13 protein-coding genes are annotated in these 13,721 nt (G+C 69.1%); all 13 read left to right on the top strand.

All coding sequences use genetic code 11. The features are described 5' to 3' along the window. Positions 1-5 precede the first annotated feature (5 nt). The 13 genes from gspD to gspN are packed head-to-tail and all read left to right on the top strand — an operon-like array spanning position 6 to position 13,702. Positions 6-2,618 carry a type II secretion system secretin GspD gene (gene gspD, locus AC6JA9_RS15475; RefSeq protein ID WP_223746646.1) on the top strand — a complete coding sequence of 871 codons (2,613 nt, stop codon included), beginning with the start codon at positions 6-8 and terminating at the stop codon, positions 2,616-2,618. Between the two features lie 5 nt (positions 2,619-2,623). Then, positions 2,624-4,438, top strand: a complete 1,815-nt coding sequence (gene gspE / locus AC6JA9_RS15470) for a type II secretion system ATPase GspE (protein WP_223746645.1) — start codon at positions 2,624-2,626, stop codon at positions 4,436-4,438. Between the two features lie 40 nt (positions 4,439-4,478). Next, a complete protein-coding gene (gspF, locus tag AC6JA9_RS15465) occupies positions 4,479-5,735 on the top strand; it encodes a type II secretion system inner membrane protein GspF (protein WP_223746644.1) in 1,257 nt (418 codons plus the stop codon). A 12-nt stretch (positions 5,736-5,747) separates the two neighbouring features. Then, a complete protein-coding gene (locus AC6JA9_RS15460; RefSeq protein ID WP_170300454.1) occupies positions 5,748-5,903 on the top strand; it encodes a hypothetical protein in 156 nt (51 codons plus the stop codon). A gap of 58 nt (positions 5,904-5,961) precedes the next feature. Then, positions 5,962-6,390: a type II secretion system major pseudopilin GspG gene (gene gspG, locus AC6JA9_RS15455; protein WP_223746643.1), complete on the top strand. Its 429-nt coding sequence runs from the start codon at positions 5,962-5,964 to the stop codon at positions 6,388-6,390. A gap of 37 nt (positions 6,391-6,427) precedes the next feature. Then, entirely contained in the window at positions 6,428-6,874 is a 447-nt protein-coding gene (locus AC6JA9_RS15450) for a type II secretion system protein GspG (protein ID WP_267696805.1), read from the top strand. Further along, a complete protein-coding gene (locus AC6JA9_RS15445) occupies positions 6,871-7,599 on the top strand; it encodes a prepilin-type N-terminal cleavage/methylation domain-containing protein (protein WP_223783085.1) in 729 nt (242 codons plus the stop codon). Before AC6JA9_RS15450 ends, AC6JA9_RS15445 begins: the two co-directional genes overlap by 4 nt. Next, positions 7,596-8,510 (top strand): type IV pilus modification PilV family protein, encoded by a 915-nt coding sequence (locus tag AC6JA9_RS15440; protein ID WP_223746640.1) that lies wholly within the window; start codon positions 7,596-7,598, stop codon positions 8,508-8,510. Before AC6JA9_RS15445 ends, AC6JA9_RS15440 begins: the two co-directional genes overlap by 4 nt. Further along, positions 8,507-9,178 (top strand): type II secretion system protein GspJ, encoded by a 672-nt coding sequence (locus AC6JA9_RS15435; protein WP_223783086.1) that lies wholly within the window; start codon positions 8,507-8,509, stop codon positions 9,176-9,178. Before AC6JA9_RS15440 ends, AC6JA9_RS15435 begins: the two co-directional genes overlap by 4 nt. Further along, positions 9,178-10,563 (top strand): type II secretion system minor pseudopilin, encoded by a 1,386-nt coding sequence (locus AC6JA9_RS15430; protein ID WP_223746638.1) that lies wholly within the window; start codon positions 9,178-9,180, stop codon positions 10,561-10,563. Before AC6JA9_RS15435 ends, AC6JA9_RS15430 begins: the two co-directional genes overlap by 1 nt. Position 10,564: 1 nt before the next feature. Next, a complete protein-coding gene (pilM, locus tag AC6JA9_RS15425) occupies positions 10,565-12,169 on the top strand; it encodes a pilus assembly protein PilM (RefSeq protein ID WP_473566989.1) in 1,605 nt (534 codons plus the stop codon). A gap of 2 nt (positions 12,170-12,171) precedes the next feature. After that, positions 12,172-12,726, top strand: a complete 555-nt coding sequence (locus AC6JA9_RS15420; RefSeq protein WP_223746636.1) for a type II secretion system protein M — start codon at positions 12,172-12,174, stop codon at positions 12,724-12,726. Between the two features lie 4 nt (positions 12,727-12,730). After that, positions 12,731-13,702 carry a type II secretion system protein GspN gene (gene gspN, locus AC6JA9_RS15415; RefSeq protein ID WP_046712754.1) on the top strand — a complete coding sequence of 324 codons (972 nt, stop codon included), beginning with the start codon at positions 12,731-12,733 and terminating at the stop codon, positions 13,700-13,702. Positions 13,703-13,721 lie beyond the last annotated feature (19 nt).

The following is a 13,721-nucleotide window of genomic DNA, read 5'->3' as shown; positions in this document are numbered from 1 at the left end:
CCTCCATGAAGACGCTCCCGTCCTGGATGCTCTGCCTGTGCCTCGCGCTCGCCGTCCCCGCGCAGGCCCAGCGCCGCCCCACCCCGCCCGGCACCTCCGCGCCTTCCGCGCCCGGTGAGCGGACCATCACGCCCCAGTCCCCCGGCGCCGCCGAGGAGGCCAATCAAGGGCCCCGCCGGACGCCCACGTGCGAGGAGGCCCGGCGCAACGCGCGCTACGGCATCTACTTCGACAAGGTGGAGATCGAGAAGCTGGTGCAGACGGTGGCGGACGCCACCTGCCGCACGTTCATCCTCCCGGAGAACGTGCGCGGGAAGATCTCCATCATCGGCCCGGAGAACGGCCGCGTGGAGGTGGACGCGGACGCGTTCTACTCCGCGTTCCTCGCCTCGCTCGACGCCAACGGCCTGGCCGTCTACCAGTACGGCCGCTTCATGAAGATCGTCGACAAGCGCTCGGCGAAGCAGAACCCCATCCCCACCATCGTCGAGGACGGCCAGCCGTACACCACCAACGAGCAGATGGTGACCAAGCTGTTCCGCATCCGCAACGTGGAGGTGGAGCCGCTGCGCGGCGTGCTGCAGCAGCTGGTGTCCAAGGACGGCGACACCATCCCGTACCCGCCCGACACCATCATCGTCAACGACGTGGGCTCCAACATCCACCGCCTGGAGCGGCTCATCAACCAGCTGGACTCGCGCGCCGCCAGCGACGAGCTGCGCGTCATCCAGGTGCAGTACGCGAGCGCCCAGGACGTGGCCGGCACGGTGCAGAAGCTGTTCGAGAGCAAGGGCGCGCGCCCCGGCGCCACCCGCCCCGGCAACTTCACCCAGGGCGTGCCGCCCGCGGGTCAGCCCGGCGGTGAGATTGTCGCCCAGCCCTCCCAGGGCGGCGAGTCCGCCGGTGGCCCGGTGACGCTGTCGCAGATCATCCCGGACGAGCGCACCAACAAGCTCATCATCGTGGCGAGCCCCGCCGCGTTCGAGCGCATCCAGGAGATCGTCACCCAGCTCGACATCCCGTCCGGCACGGGCGGCCGCATCAACGTCTACTACCTGGAGAACGCCAACGCGGAGGAGCTGGCGAGCACGCTGCAGTCGCTGGCGCAGGGCACGGCCAACCGTCCCCGCACGCCGGGCGCCCCCAACCTCCCCCCGGGCATGCCGCGCGGCAACGCGCCCACGCAGGCGGCGGAGCTGTTCAGCGGCGAGGTGAAGATCTCCGCCGACAAAGGCACCAACTCGCTCGTCATCGTCGCCAGCCAGTCGGACTACAAGAACATCGTCCAGGTCATCCAGCAGCTCGACACGCCCCGCCGCCAGGTGTTCGTCGAGGCCGTCATCATGGAGGTGAACCTGGACCGCAATGCCGAGTACGGCGTCAACCTGCACAGCGGCTTCTCGCTGCAGACGGATGACGGCGCGGTGCCCGGCCTCATCGGCACCAACAACACCGGCTCGGGCCTGCCCCCGTCGCTGAGCCTGGCGAACCTGGCGTCCTTCGGCGGCTTCCTCGCGGGCCTGCAGGGCCCCGTCATCCCCGCGCTGGAGAAGCTGGGCCTGGACATCCCCGCCTTCGGCGTGGTGCTGCACGCGATGCAGCAGAGCTCCGACGTGAACGTGCTGTCCACGCCGCACATCCTCACCAGCGACAACGAGGAGGCGGAGATCACCGTGGGCCAGAACGTGCCCTTCCAGTCCGGCTTCTCGCCCTCGTCGCTGGGCACGGGCGTGGGCACCGGCACCGCCGGCGGCGCGGGCGGCCTGAACACGTCGCTGCTCGGCGCGCTGGGCGGCCTGGGCTCGCTGTACGCGCCCATCCAGCGTCAGAACGTGGAGCTGAAGCTGACGGTGAAGCCGCAGATCAACGAGAGCGACTACATCCGCATGGTCATCACCGAGCAGACGGAGGAGATCGCCTCCAACGACGCGGTGCTCGGCCCGACCACCAGCAAGCGCAGCGCGAAGACGACCGTCATCGCCAAGGACCAGGAGACGGTGGTGCTGGGCGGCATCATGCAGGACCGCACCATCGAGTCCGTCACCAAGGTCCCGGTGCTGGGCGACATCCCCATCATCGGCAACTTCTTCCGCGAGACGACGCGCAAGAAGACGAAGACGAACCTGCTCCTGTTCCTGACGCCCTACATCATCCGGGGCCCCGAGGACTTCCGCGTCATCTTCGAGCGCAAGATGAAGGAGCGTCAGCAGTTCGTGGAGCAGTTCTACGGCCAGGTGCCCGGCTACGACGTGGCGGTGGACTTCAGCCGCAAGCCCGGCCCGCTGTCCAAGATGAACCAGGCCGTCCTGCGCGAGCGCCAGCGCGCGGAGAATGGCGGCCCGGGCGTGTCGGGTGAGCGCGTCATCTCGCCGAACTCGTCGGCGCCGTCCCGCTCCAACACCCCGCCGGCCGGCCGCTCGAACAGCGTGCCGCCCGCGCGGGGCCCGGCCCCCGTGTCGCCCGAGCCCGAGGTGCGGGAAGCGCCGCTGCCTCCCGCCGGTTCCGAAGAGTCAGCCCCCGCGACTCCGGCGCCGCAGACGCCCGAAGCGCCGGCTCCGGAGTCCACCGGAGACGCGTCGCCCGAGCGCCTGCGCATCCAGCCCGAGACCGGGGAATAGAGCCCATGAACGTGACCGCAGACCCCACTCTCGCCACCGCCGCGTCCGGCGCGGCCCCTGCCCGGAACGACTCCACCCAGGTCGTCTCCCACGGCCAGGCCTTCCTGTGCGGCAGGCCTCTGGGGGAGATCCTCCGCGCGCTCGTCCCCTCGCTCACCGAGGAGAAGCTGCGCGAGGCGCTCGCCCTCCAGGAGGAGAAGGGCGGACGCATCGGTGAGGTCCTGGTGGGGCTCAAGGCGGTCAGCGCCGAGGACGTCGCCAAGGCGCTGGGACACCAGCTGGACCTGCCCTACCTGGCGCGCATCTTCACCGAAGAGGTGGACGCGGAGCTGGTCAAGCGCATCCCCATCAACTTCGCCAAGCAGGCGCACATCCTCCCGCTGTCGCTGGAGAACGACAGCGTGGTCCTGGCGGTGGCGGACCCGCTGGACACGTCCGCGCTGGACCACGCGCGGCTGCTGCTGGGCCAGAGCATCAGCCCCCGGCTGGCGCTCGACACCACCATCACCGACGCCATCAACAGCGTCTATGACCGCTCCATCAACGAGGCCGAGCAGCTGGTCGACGAGATGGAGACGCAGGACCTGGACGCCATCGCCCACGAGCTGGACGAGCCGCAGGACCTGCTGGACACGGACGACGAGGCCCCGGTCATCCGGCTGGTGAACTCGGTGCTCTTCCGCGCCGCCAAGGAGCGCGCGAGCGATATCCACATCGAGCCCATGGAGCGCGAGCTGCTCGTGCGCTTCCGCGTGGACGGCGTGCTGCAGGAGGTCATCAAGCCGCCCAAGCGCTACCAGAACGCCATCGTCAGCCGCGTGAAGGTGATGGGGCAGCTCAACATCGCCGAGAAGCGCCTGCCGCAGGACGGCCGCATCCGCATCAAGCTGGCCGGCCGCGACATCGACATCCGTCTGTCCACCATCCCCACCACCAACGGGGAGCGCATCGTCATGCGTCTGCTGGACAAGACGGCGACGCTGCTGGACCTGGCGGAGATCGGCATGAGCCAGGTGACGCTCCACGCCATGGAAGCCGTCATCAAGCGCTCGCACGGCATCATCCTCGTCACCGGCCCCACGGGCTCCGGCAAGACGACGACGCTCTACGGCGCGCTGTCGAAGATCAACACCCCGGACCTCAACATCCTCACCGTCGAGGACCCGGTGGAGTACCAGCTCAAGGGGATTGGCCAGATGGCCATCAACCCCAAGATCGGCCTCACCTTCGCCCAAGGCCTGCGCTCCTTCCTGCGCCAGGACCCGGACGTCATCATGGTCGGTGAGATCCGCGACAAGGAGACGGCGGAGATCGCCATCCAGGCCTCGCTCACGGGCCATCTGGTGCTCTCCACGGTCCACACCAATGACGCGGCCGGCGCCGTCACCCGTCTGGTGGACATGGGCGTGGAGCCGTTCCTCGTGGCGTCGTCGCTCACGGGCATCCTCGCCCAGCGCCTGGTGCGCCGCGTGTGCCCGGACTGCCGCGCGCCCTACCAGCCCACGGACGCGGAGCTGAAGGAGATCGGCCACTCGCGCGCCTCCTTCAAGGAGCGCTACGGCACCGAGCGCATCTACAAGGCCGTCGGCTGCCCCACCTGCAACCGCAACGGCTACCGAGGCCGTACGGGCATCTACGAGTTCCTGCCCGTGGACGACGACGTGCGCCAGCTCGTACTGAAGAACGTGGACGCCTCCACCATCAAGAAGTCCGCCACCTCCAAGGGGATGATCACCCTGCTCGAGGACGGCGCGCGCAAGATTGCGCTGGGGGAGACGACCATCGCCGAGGTGCTGAGCATCACCCAGGAGGACATGTAACCGACAGCTCCTCCCTGGGAGGGGCCGGGGTCATCGAGCCATGCCGGTCTTCGAGTACAGAGGTCTCAACTCCGCGGGCAAGCAGATCAAGGGCCTGCTGGAAGCCGACTCGCCCAAGACGCTGCGCTCCAAGCTGCGCGCCGACGGCATCTTCCTCACGGACGTGCTCGCCCAGGCGGAGGGCAGCCGGGGCGCGGTGTCCAAGGGCGCCAACGCCGCGCAGGTGGCGCGCGACATCGACCTGCGCAAGCTGGGCCGGGGCCGCGTCAACACCGACGACGTGGCCATCTTCACCCGGCAGCTGTCCACGCTGCTGGGCGCCGGCGTCACGCTGGTGGAGTCGCTCACCGCCCTGGTGGACCAGGTGGAGAAGGAGCGCTTCAAGCGCGCCCTCTCCGACATCAAGCAGCGCGTCAACGAGGGCTCGTCCCTGGCGGACGCGCTGGGACAGCACCCCAAGATCTTCCCCAGCATCTACGTGAACATGGTGCGCGCGGGCGAGGCGTCCGGCGCCCTGGACGCGGTGCTCACGCGCCTGGCCGACTTCACGGAGAACCAGGCCCGGCTGCAGCAGAAAATCCTGAGCACCATGCTCTACCCCGCCATCATGATGGTGGTGGGCGGCGGCATCCTGGTGGCGCTGATGGTGTTCGTCGTCCCGAAGGTGACGAAGATCTTCGAGACGATGAAGGCCACGCTGCCGTTGAGCACGCGGATGCTCATCGCCACGAGCAACTTCTTCCAGGACTGGTGGTTCATCGCCGTCCCGGTGATGGTGCTGTGCGGCTGGCTGTTCATGCGCTGGACGGTGAGCCCCAAGGGCAAGCCCAAGTGGGACCGCTTCACGCTCAAGGCGCCCGTGGTGGGCAACCTGGTGCGGCTGCTCTCCATCTCCCGCTTCGCCCGCACGCTGTCCACGCTGCTCAAGAGCGGCGTCCCGCTCCTGGCGGCCATGGACATCGTCAAGGCGGTGATGACGAACACCGTGCTGGCGGAGGTCGTCGAGAAGGCCCGCGACTCCATCCGCGAGGGCGAGAGCATCGCCAACCCGCTCAAGCGCTCCGGGGAGTTCCCGCCGCTCGTCTACCACATGGTCGCCATCGGCGAGCGCTCCGGTCAGCTCGAGGAGATGCTCACCAACGTGGCGGACAACTACGAGACGCAGGTGAACGTGCGCATCGGCGCCCTCACCTCGCTGCTCGAGCCCCTGCTCATCGTGGTGATGGGCGCGGTGATTGCATTCGTCGCGCTCTCCATCCTGATGCCGATCCTCCAGGTGAACTCGGCCATCCGGTGAGGTGCGACGCCCATGACGAATGAGACGTTAGACCGTTGGATTCAGCGTGTGACGCTGGCGGCGATGATCGCCGTCGCCGCGGCGCTGGTGACGGTGGGGGCCCGGCTGTACGGCCCCCGGGCCGCCGTGCCCCCTCCCGGAGTGGTGGACGTCCCCCGGGTCCCCTGACAGGAAGTCCAGAACACGAAGCGGTGGCTTGCCAGAAAGTCACCCCGAGGTGAGAGACATGAACAAGACGAACCAGAACACCCAGCAGCAGCGCCGCCGCCGCAACCGCCGGGGCATGACGCTCATCGAAATCATGGTGGTCATCACCATCCTCGGCCTCATCGCCGCCGCCGTCGGCGTGGCGGTGATTCCCCAGCTCGAGGCGGCCCGAAGGGACCGGGCGGCCCTGGACATCAAGAACATCCAGGGTGCGCTGAAGCTCTACTACACGAAGAAGGGCAAGTACCCGGACACGTCGGCGGGCCTCAACGCGCTGGTGGAGACGCAGTCGCTGGAGTCGATGCCGAAGGACCCGTGGAACAACGACTACGTGTACCTCAACGAGGGCGGCAAGCCCGTCATCATCTCCTACGGCGCGGACGGCACGGCCGGCGGTGAGGGCAACGACGCGGACATCTCGTCCGCGGACGGGGCCGCCACCAAGTGAAGAACCGGCGCGCCCCGTGTGTTGACAGGACTTGGGTATGAACGAGCAGAGCGCAGTGACATCCCCGACGTCCTCACCCGCGGGGGGCGCCCGTCCGAACCGGTCGGGCCAGCTCATCCTGGGCGGCATCTTCCTGGTGGCCACGGTACTGGCGTTCGCCCTCGTCTACGCGACGGAGGACCGGACGCTGGCGCCCGAGCAGCGGCGCGCCCGGACGGAGATCCGCAAGCTGGAGGGCATGTTCAAGGCGCACCACCGGCTGATGGGCCACTTCCCCTCCAAGGAGGAGGGCTTCACCCCGCTCATCGAGGCGAAGCTCATCGAGGGCGTGCCCAGTGATCCATGGGGCCACCCGTACGTCTACTGGATGGACGGCAAGAGCGGCGCCGTCATCTCGCTTGGCGCGGACGGCAAGCAGGGCGGCGCGGGGCTGGACGCGGACCTGAGCAGCGGAGGCGTGCTGGCGGACTGGGGGCAGCCATGACGCGGAGCACGGCGACACGGCGGCGCCAGGAGCGCGGCCTGACGCTCATCGAGATCTCCATCGCCATCATCATCGTCGCGATGCTGTTCTCCGCGGCGGTGATGGGCATCGGCTCGCTCACCGGCGCCAAGGCCAAGGGCGCGGCCGGCGAGCTGGCCGGCACCATCCGCTCGCTCTACGACTCGGCGGCGCTGCGCGGCAAGACGTGCCGGCTGGTGTTCGAGATTCCGGAGGCCAAGGAGGAGAAGGCCACGCGCTACCACGCCGAGTGCGCGGAGAGCGGCGTGACGACGGCGAGGGACCGCGACACCGCCCTGCGCGACGAGAACTCCGAGAGGGATCGGGCCCGGCGCTCCAACCGGAGCGGCTCCGGCAACGGGCAGGAGCGGCGCAGCTACGTGGCCTCGGCCGGGGAGACGGTCAGCGCGCAGGACCTGATGGAGGCGGAGAAGCAGCGCGTGGAGAGCCAGTCGCGCTTCTCGTCCTTCACGTCGGAGGAGATTCCGCCGCGCGAGCTGCCCTCGGACGTGCGCGTGTCGGTGTGGACGCGCCAGCAGCGAGAGGCCGTGGACAGCGGCGTCGCGTATCTCTACTTCTTCCCGCAGGGCTACACGGAGAAGGCCTACGTCTACCTGAGCCAGGGCGACAACATCTGGACGCTGGACGTGTCCCCGCTCACCGGCAAGGTGAACATCGTGGGCGAGGCGCTGGAGGTGCCGCGATGAGACAGGCCCGGGGCTTCACGCTGCTGGAGGTCGTGGTGGCGCTGGCCATCCTCGGCCTCGCGCTGATGGCCATCTTCGACCTCAACGCGGGCGCGGTGGCCAACCACGTCTACACCAAGCGCCTCACGGTGGCCTCGCTGTTGGCGCGCTCGAAGATGACGGACGTGGAGCAGCAACTCTACGACGACGGCTTCACGCCCGACGACGACGAGGAGTCGGGCGACTTCTCCGACGAGGGCTGGCCCCAGTTCAAGTGGAAGGCGCGCATCATCGCGCCCAAGCTGGACGGCGTGTCACCCGACCAGCTCATCGGCGCGCTCTTCAACCTGCCCATCGGCGGGGACTCGAGCGACCCGATGAGCGGCATCGCCAGCCTCTTCGGCGGCGGTGGCGGCGGCGACAAGGATGGCAAGGGCGGCTCCAGCGGACCGCAGCCCGCGGGCGGCGGCCTGGGCGGCGCGGCCATGGGCATGGCGCAGCCCATGTTCACGCAGATGGTGCAGCAGCTCACCCAGACGGTGCGCGAGGTGCACCTCACGGTGTACTGGCAGGAGGGCACCCAGCTGGAGAGCATCGACCTGGTGACGCACGTGGTGTCGCTCGGGCCGGGCTCGGACAGGAACGGCGGCTTCACGCCCAACGCCGGTGGCCAGACGCCGGGCGCGGACAACCAGTGGGTGGACCCGGACAGCCCCGGGATGATCGTCCAGAACCCCATCCCCGGCCCCAACGGCGTCATGCTGCATCCGCAGACGCGCAAGCCGCTGATGCGCCGCTCGGAGTGGCTCAACCGGGCCAACGGCGGCCAGCAGGGCGGCCGTGGCGCGGGAGGCATCCTCCCGCCCGGCATGGGCGGCGGGCGTCCGCAGATTCCGAACCTGGGCGGCGGCCTGATGAGGAACGACCGATGACCCGGCGCGTGCGTGGCTTCACGCTGATGGAGGTCATGGTGGCGGTGGCCATCACCGCCCTGATGGGCACGGTGGTGGCCATGGCCTTCCAGACGGGCCTGACGGCGAAGGAGACGGTGGAGGCGGACGCGGACCGCTACCGGCAGCTGCGGGTGGCGATGAACCGCATGTCGCGGGAGATCGGCTCCGCGTACGTCAGTGACCGGTTCGACCTGAAGCGCTTCCGGGACCAGCAGGACCGGCCCAGCAACTTCGTCGGGGAGAGCGACCGGCTCCTGTTCACCACGTTCGCGCACCAGCGGCTGTACACGGACGTGAAGGAGTCCGACCAGGCGGTGGTGGAGTACTTCGTGGACGCGTCCGAGGACAAGACGGCGCGCGGGCGGCAGGACCTCAAGCGCCGGGTCAACCCGAACGTGGACGACCGCATGGACCGGGGCGGCACGACGGACGTGCTGCTGGAGGGCGTGAAGAAGCTGGAGTTCGAGTACTGGAACTCCGAGAAGAAGGAGTGGGATGACGAGTGGGACACCCGGCGCCCCGAGCAGAAGAGCATCCTGCCCACGCGCGTGCGGGTGACGGTGACGGCGGTGGACGAGACGGGCAAGGAAGCGCGCTACAGCACCCAGACGCGCATCATGTTGAACACGGAGCTGCCGAGGTACTGATGCCCCTGCCCTTCCCCAAGCAGACGTCCCGGCGACGTCCCAGGCCCGCCCCGCGCTCGGCGGCCGCGAACGAGCGGCGCTCGCGCGGCGTGGCGCTCATCATCGCGGTGGTGTCCATCGCGCTGCTCACCATCATCGCCACCGAGTTCGCCTACAACAGCCGCGTGGACCTGCAGCTCGCCGCCAACCAGCGCGACGAGGTCCGCGCGTACTACATGGCGCGCTCGGGCGTGGCGCTGTCGCGGCTGCTTCTGCGCTTCCAGAAGCAGGTGGACGCGACGCCCATCCCCAACCCCGCGTCGCTGCTCAGCGGCTTTCTGGGCGGCAACGTGGGCGCGCAGGGCAACACGCCCCAGCCCTCCAGCCTGAACCTCCAGCTGTGGCGGATGGCGCGCGTGGACTGCCACATGCTCAAGGGCCTGGTGAAGAGCGAGGGCCTGGAGAACGGCAAGGAGGACGCGCCGCCCCTGGACCCGGTGGACGAGGACGACGGGAACTTCCGCATGGACGGCGAGGAGGACCCGGCGTCGAAGGAGATGTCGGCGCAGATGACGCGCCGCTCGTTCGGCGGCTTCGAGGGCTGCTTCCTGTCCACCATCTCCGACGAGGAGGAGAAGCTCAACGTCCACCGGCTGATGGCGGGCGCCGGCGACGCGCTGCCCACCGCGCTGCGCATGCTGGACATGCTCGAGGACAAGCGCTTCGAGTTCCTGTGGGAGCGCGACGACGCGAACAAGGTCCGCAGCAATCCGCAGGACGTGATGCTGGCCATCAAGGACTACGCGGACGACGACGAGACGGGCTCGGCCATCAACCGCAATGACCCGGTCAACCCCATGCCGTCCGGCTTCTCCGACGAGGGCTCGCCCTACAGCCGGTACGAGCCGAGCTACGAGCCGAAGAACGCGCGGTTCGACAGCGTCGACGAGCTGTACCGGGTGCACGGGGTGAATGACCAGTTCATGTCGGCCTTCCGTGACAGGCTCACGGTGTATCCGGACATCAACTCACGGCCCAACATCAACACGGATGACCCGGTGATGATGGGGCTGGCCATCATGTCGGTGGCGGACCCGGCCCGGCCGGACCCGCGCTTGAGGGACCCGGTGTTCCTCAACGAGCTCATCACCCGCATCCGCTCGGCGCGCATGTTCAGCTTCTTCGGCATGGCGGTGCAGGACTTCGTGGCGGTGGTGGAGAGCGCCGGCATCGTGGTGAATCCGGCCGTGAAGTCCAACGTGGCGGGCAACCGCCTCATCGGCGACAAGAGTCAGACGTTCACCATCAAATCCGTGGGAGAGGCGGGCAGCGTGCAGAAGACGCTGACCGCGGTGGTCCGGCTGGACGACACGCTGGGCAAGCTCCTGTACTGGAGAGAGGAATAGCATGGCCCGCATTCTTGGCCTCGATTTGGGCAGCCACGCCGTGAAGGGCGTGGTGCTGGAGGCGCGGACGAAGGGACACGCCACCCGGAGCTACGTGGAGGTGCGCCGTGCTCAGGAAGGCGAGCGCGCCGACACGCTGCGCGCCGCGGTGACGGAGCTGCTCGGCAAGCTGCCGCCGGGCCACGCCGACCAGGTGGTGGTGTCCCTGCCCGGCCCCGCGCTCATCACCCACACGCTGACCTTGCCGTTCTCCGACAGCAAGCGCATCGACGCGACGCTGCCGTTCGAAATCGGCAGCCAGCTCCCGTTCGACATCTCCGAGGTCGTCTACGACTACCAGGTCGTCGGCCACAAGGACCTGGAGGGCAAGGAGAGGGCGAGCGACCTGCTCGTCGGCGTGGTGCGCACCGAGGAGCTCAAGGCGCTGCTGGAGGTGCTGGCGGAGCTGAAGGTGGACCCGCGCGTCGTCACGCACCCCGGCCTCGCCTACCAGAACCTGCTCCAGCAGGCGGCGGGGCTCTTCGAGGGCGCGAACGAGGGCGGCGCGGTGGCCATCGTGGACCTGGGCCACGAGCGCACGTCGGTGGCCATCGGCACGCCGGGCACGGGGGTCCGCTTCGCGCGCACGTTCGCCGGCGGCGGCAAGGATTTGAGCAAGGCCCTGGCCACGGAGTTCCAGACGTCGCTGGCGGAGGCGCACCACTGGAAGGAACAGCACGGGGCGCTGGCCAGCGCGGCGAAGGGGCCGGACGCGGAGCGCGCGGCGGCGGCCTTCACCCGGGGGCTCCAGCCGGTCCTGCGCGAGCTGCGGCCCACGCTGAAGTCCTTCACCGCGCGCACCCGCCAGCAGGTGGGCGCGCTGGTGCTGTGTGGCGGCACCGCGCGCATGCCGGGGCTCGCGGAGCAGCTCTCGCGAGACTTGAACCTGCCGGTGCGCGTGCTGGCGCTGCCCGCGGACACGACGGAGGCGATCGCCGCCGACGACCAGCCGACGGCGGCGCAGGCGTACGCGCTCGCGCTGCGAGGCAACGCGACGGGCGCGCGCGCGCCGCGCTTCAACTACCGCCGGGGCGAGCTCGCCTTCAAGGGCGACTTCGACTACGTGAAGGACAAGCTGGGCCTCCTGGCGTCCTTCGCGGCGACGCTGCTCTTGCTGCTCATCGCGTTCGGCGTGGTGCGCAACTCGGTGCTGTCGCGGCGCGAGGCGCAGGTGGACGCGGCGCTGTGCGAGACGACGCAGCGGATCCTGGGGCGGTGCGAGAAGGACTACAACCGCGCGCTCAACATGCTCAAGGGCGTGGAGAGCCCCGCGGCGGCGCTGCCGCGCATGTCCGCGGTCAACCTCCTGGCGGAGGTCACCGAGCACGTCCCCAAGGAAATCCCGGTGAAGTTCGACCGCATCCAGATTGATACCGAGCGCGTCATCCTCCAGGGGGAGACGGACTCCTCCAAGCAGGTGGACACGCTGTCCAACGCGCTAAGGAACCACGCCTGCTTCAAGGAAGTGAAGCAGGGCAAGGTGGAGCGCACGCGGGACGGACAGAAGGTGACGTTCCGTCTGGACGTCCAGGTGCAGTGCCCCGGGGCGGAAGGCGGGGAGAGCTAGTCATGGCCAGACTTCAGGAAGCACTCGCGCCGTTGCAGACGTGGTTCGAGCGGCTCAGCGAGCGTGAGCGGCGCATGGTGGCCATCGCCGGCACGGCGGTGGCGGTGTTCGTGGTGTTCGTGGTGCTGATGACGTTCGCCAACAGCGCGTCCGGCTACCGCAAGCGCACCGAGGACAAGCTGGGCAAGCTCCAGGAGGTGCAGGCGCTGGCGGCCAGCTATCGCGAGGCCCAGGCGTCGCGGCAGGCCGTGGAGACGCAGCTGACGTCCAGCAACGTGCAGCTGATCACCTACATCGAGGACAAGGCCACGGCGGCCGGGCTGCAGGTGCCCAACATGACGCCCAAGGGCGACGTGGGCATCGGCGACGGGAAGATCATGGAGAGCTCGGTGGAGCTGACGTTCTCCGACGTGGACCTCCGCAAGCTGACGGACTTCATGCGCACGGTGGAGAGCGGGCCGGGCGTGGTGAAGGTGAAGTACCTGCGCATCGAACCGAGGCCCAACGACACGCTGACGGCGTGGACGACGGTGGCCACCTACCGGATGAAGCAATAGCCCTATGTCCTCTGACTCCAAGCCCGCTCGTTGGAAGGTCATCCTGGGCTACGGCGCGTTCGCGCTCGTGGCCTTCATCCTCTGCCTGCTGCTCACCTTCCCGTACGAGACGGTGCGCGCGCGCATCATCAACGAGGCGGCGCAGGCGGGGCTGGCGGTGCGCATCGGCTCGCTGCGGCCGGGGCTGTCCGGCGTCACGGCCACCAACGTGCGGGTGAGCAAGCCGCCCCAGCCGTTGAGCGCGGACCTGCTCGGCAAGCTCATCAGCGGCGAGGGCCTGCCGGGCGCGGCGGAGCTGGGCGAGGCGGTCATCATCGACAGCCTGGCGGTGCGCCCCACCCTCTTCCCTCCGGGCGTGGCGGTGCGCGCCAACGCGATGGGCGGGACGGTGACGGCGTCGGTGGGGTTGCTGGGTGACTCGAAGGTGCGCGCGGACATCGACGGGCTCAAGGTCAGCGGCGGCAACCTGCCGGGCTTCCTCGGCGTGGACCTGGACGGCGTCATCAACGGCACGCTGGCCCTGACGCTGCCCAAGGGGAAGAGCCCGGAGCCGGACCTGTCCCTGGCGAACGGGGAGCTGCTGCTCGACACGCAGGGGCTCATCATCAAGGGTGGCAAGGCCTCCATTCCGATGGGCGGTGGCAACTCCATGCCCATGGACCTGCCGCAGGTGGCGCTCGGCGCGCTGGTGGGCCGTATCGACTTCGACAAGGGCCTGGGCACGGTGAAGGAGCTCAAGCTCAAGGGCGAGGACATCGAGGCGCTGGCCACGGGCACGCTGAAGCTGGGCAAGCGGCTGGAGTACAGCGAGCCGGCGATGGATGTGAACCTGCGGTTGGACCCGGAGGCGCAGAAGCGCCTGGGCCTGCTGGCGGCGGGCATCACCATCTTCCCTCCGGACAAGAAGGACCCGAGCTTCCGGGCGGCCAGGCTCGGCGGGTTCCTGAACCGGCCGACGTTCCTGCCCCGGCGGTAGCGGGCGACGGCTCGGGTGC

It is taken from the genome of Myxococcus sp. MH1 (assembly GCF_059738865.1).
The sequence above is the reverse complement of the archived record's forward strand: the minus strand, read 5'-3'. Positions and strand labels throughout refer to the sequence as shown.

Excerpts from the sequence above, each read along its gene's own strand:
- pilM (WP_473566989.1), top strand. The coding sequence starts at position 10,565 with ATGGCCCGCATTCTTGGCCTCGATTTGGGCAGCCACGCCGTGAAGGGC.
- gspN (WP_046712754.1), top strand. The coding sequence starts at position 12,731 with ATGTCCTCTGACTCCAAGCCCGCTCGTTGGAAGGTCATCCTGGGCTAC.
- gspE (WP_223746645.1), top strand. The coding sequence starts at position 2,624 with ATGAACGTGACCGCAGACCCCACTCTCGCCACCGCCGCGTCCGGCGCG.
- gspF (WP_223746644.1), top strand. The coding sequence starts at position 4,479 with ATGCCGGTCTTCGAGTACAGAGGTCTCAACTCCGCGGGCAAGCAGATC.
- AC6JA9_RS15445 (WP_223783085.1), top strand. The coding sequence starts at position 6,871 with ATGACGCGGAGCACGGCGACACGGCGGCGCCAGGAGCGCGGCCTGACG.
- AC6JA9_RS15450 (WP_267696805.1), top strand. The coding sequence starts at position 6,428 with ATGAACGAGCAGAGCGCAGTGACATCCCCGACGTCCTCACCCGCGGGG.
- AC6JA9_RS15420 (WP_223746636.1), top strand. The coding sequence starts at position 12,172 with ATGGCCAGACTTCAGGAAGCACTCGCGCCGTTGCAGACGTGGTTCGAG.
- AC6JA9_RS15430 (WP_223746638.1), top strand. The coding sequence starts at position 9,178 with ATGCCCCTGCCCTTCCCCAAGCAGACGTCCCGGCGACGTCCCAGGCCC.
- AC6JA9_RS15435 (WP_223783086.1), top strand. The coding sequence starts at position 8,507 with ATGACCCGGCGCGTGCGTGGCTTCACGCTGATGGAGGTCATGGTGGCG.
- gspG (WP_223746643.1), top strand. The coding sequence starts at position 5,962 with ATGAACAAGACGAACCAGAACACCCAGCAGCAGCGCCGCCGCCGCAAC.
- AC6JA9_RS15460 (WP_170300454.1), top strand. The coding sequence starts at position 5,748 with ATGACGAATGAGACGTTAGACCGTTGGATTCAGCGTGTGACGCTGGCG.
- gspD (WP_223746646.1), top strand. The coding sequence starts at position 6 with ATGAAGACGCTCCCGTCCTGGATGCTCTGCCTGTGCCTCGCGCTCGCC.
- AC6JA9_RS15440 (WP_223746640.1), top strand. The coding sequence starts at position 7,596 with ATGAGACAGGCCCGGGGCTTCACGCTGCTGGAGGTCGTGGTGGCGCTG.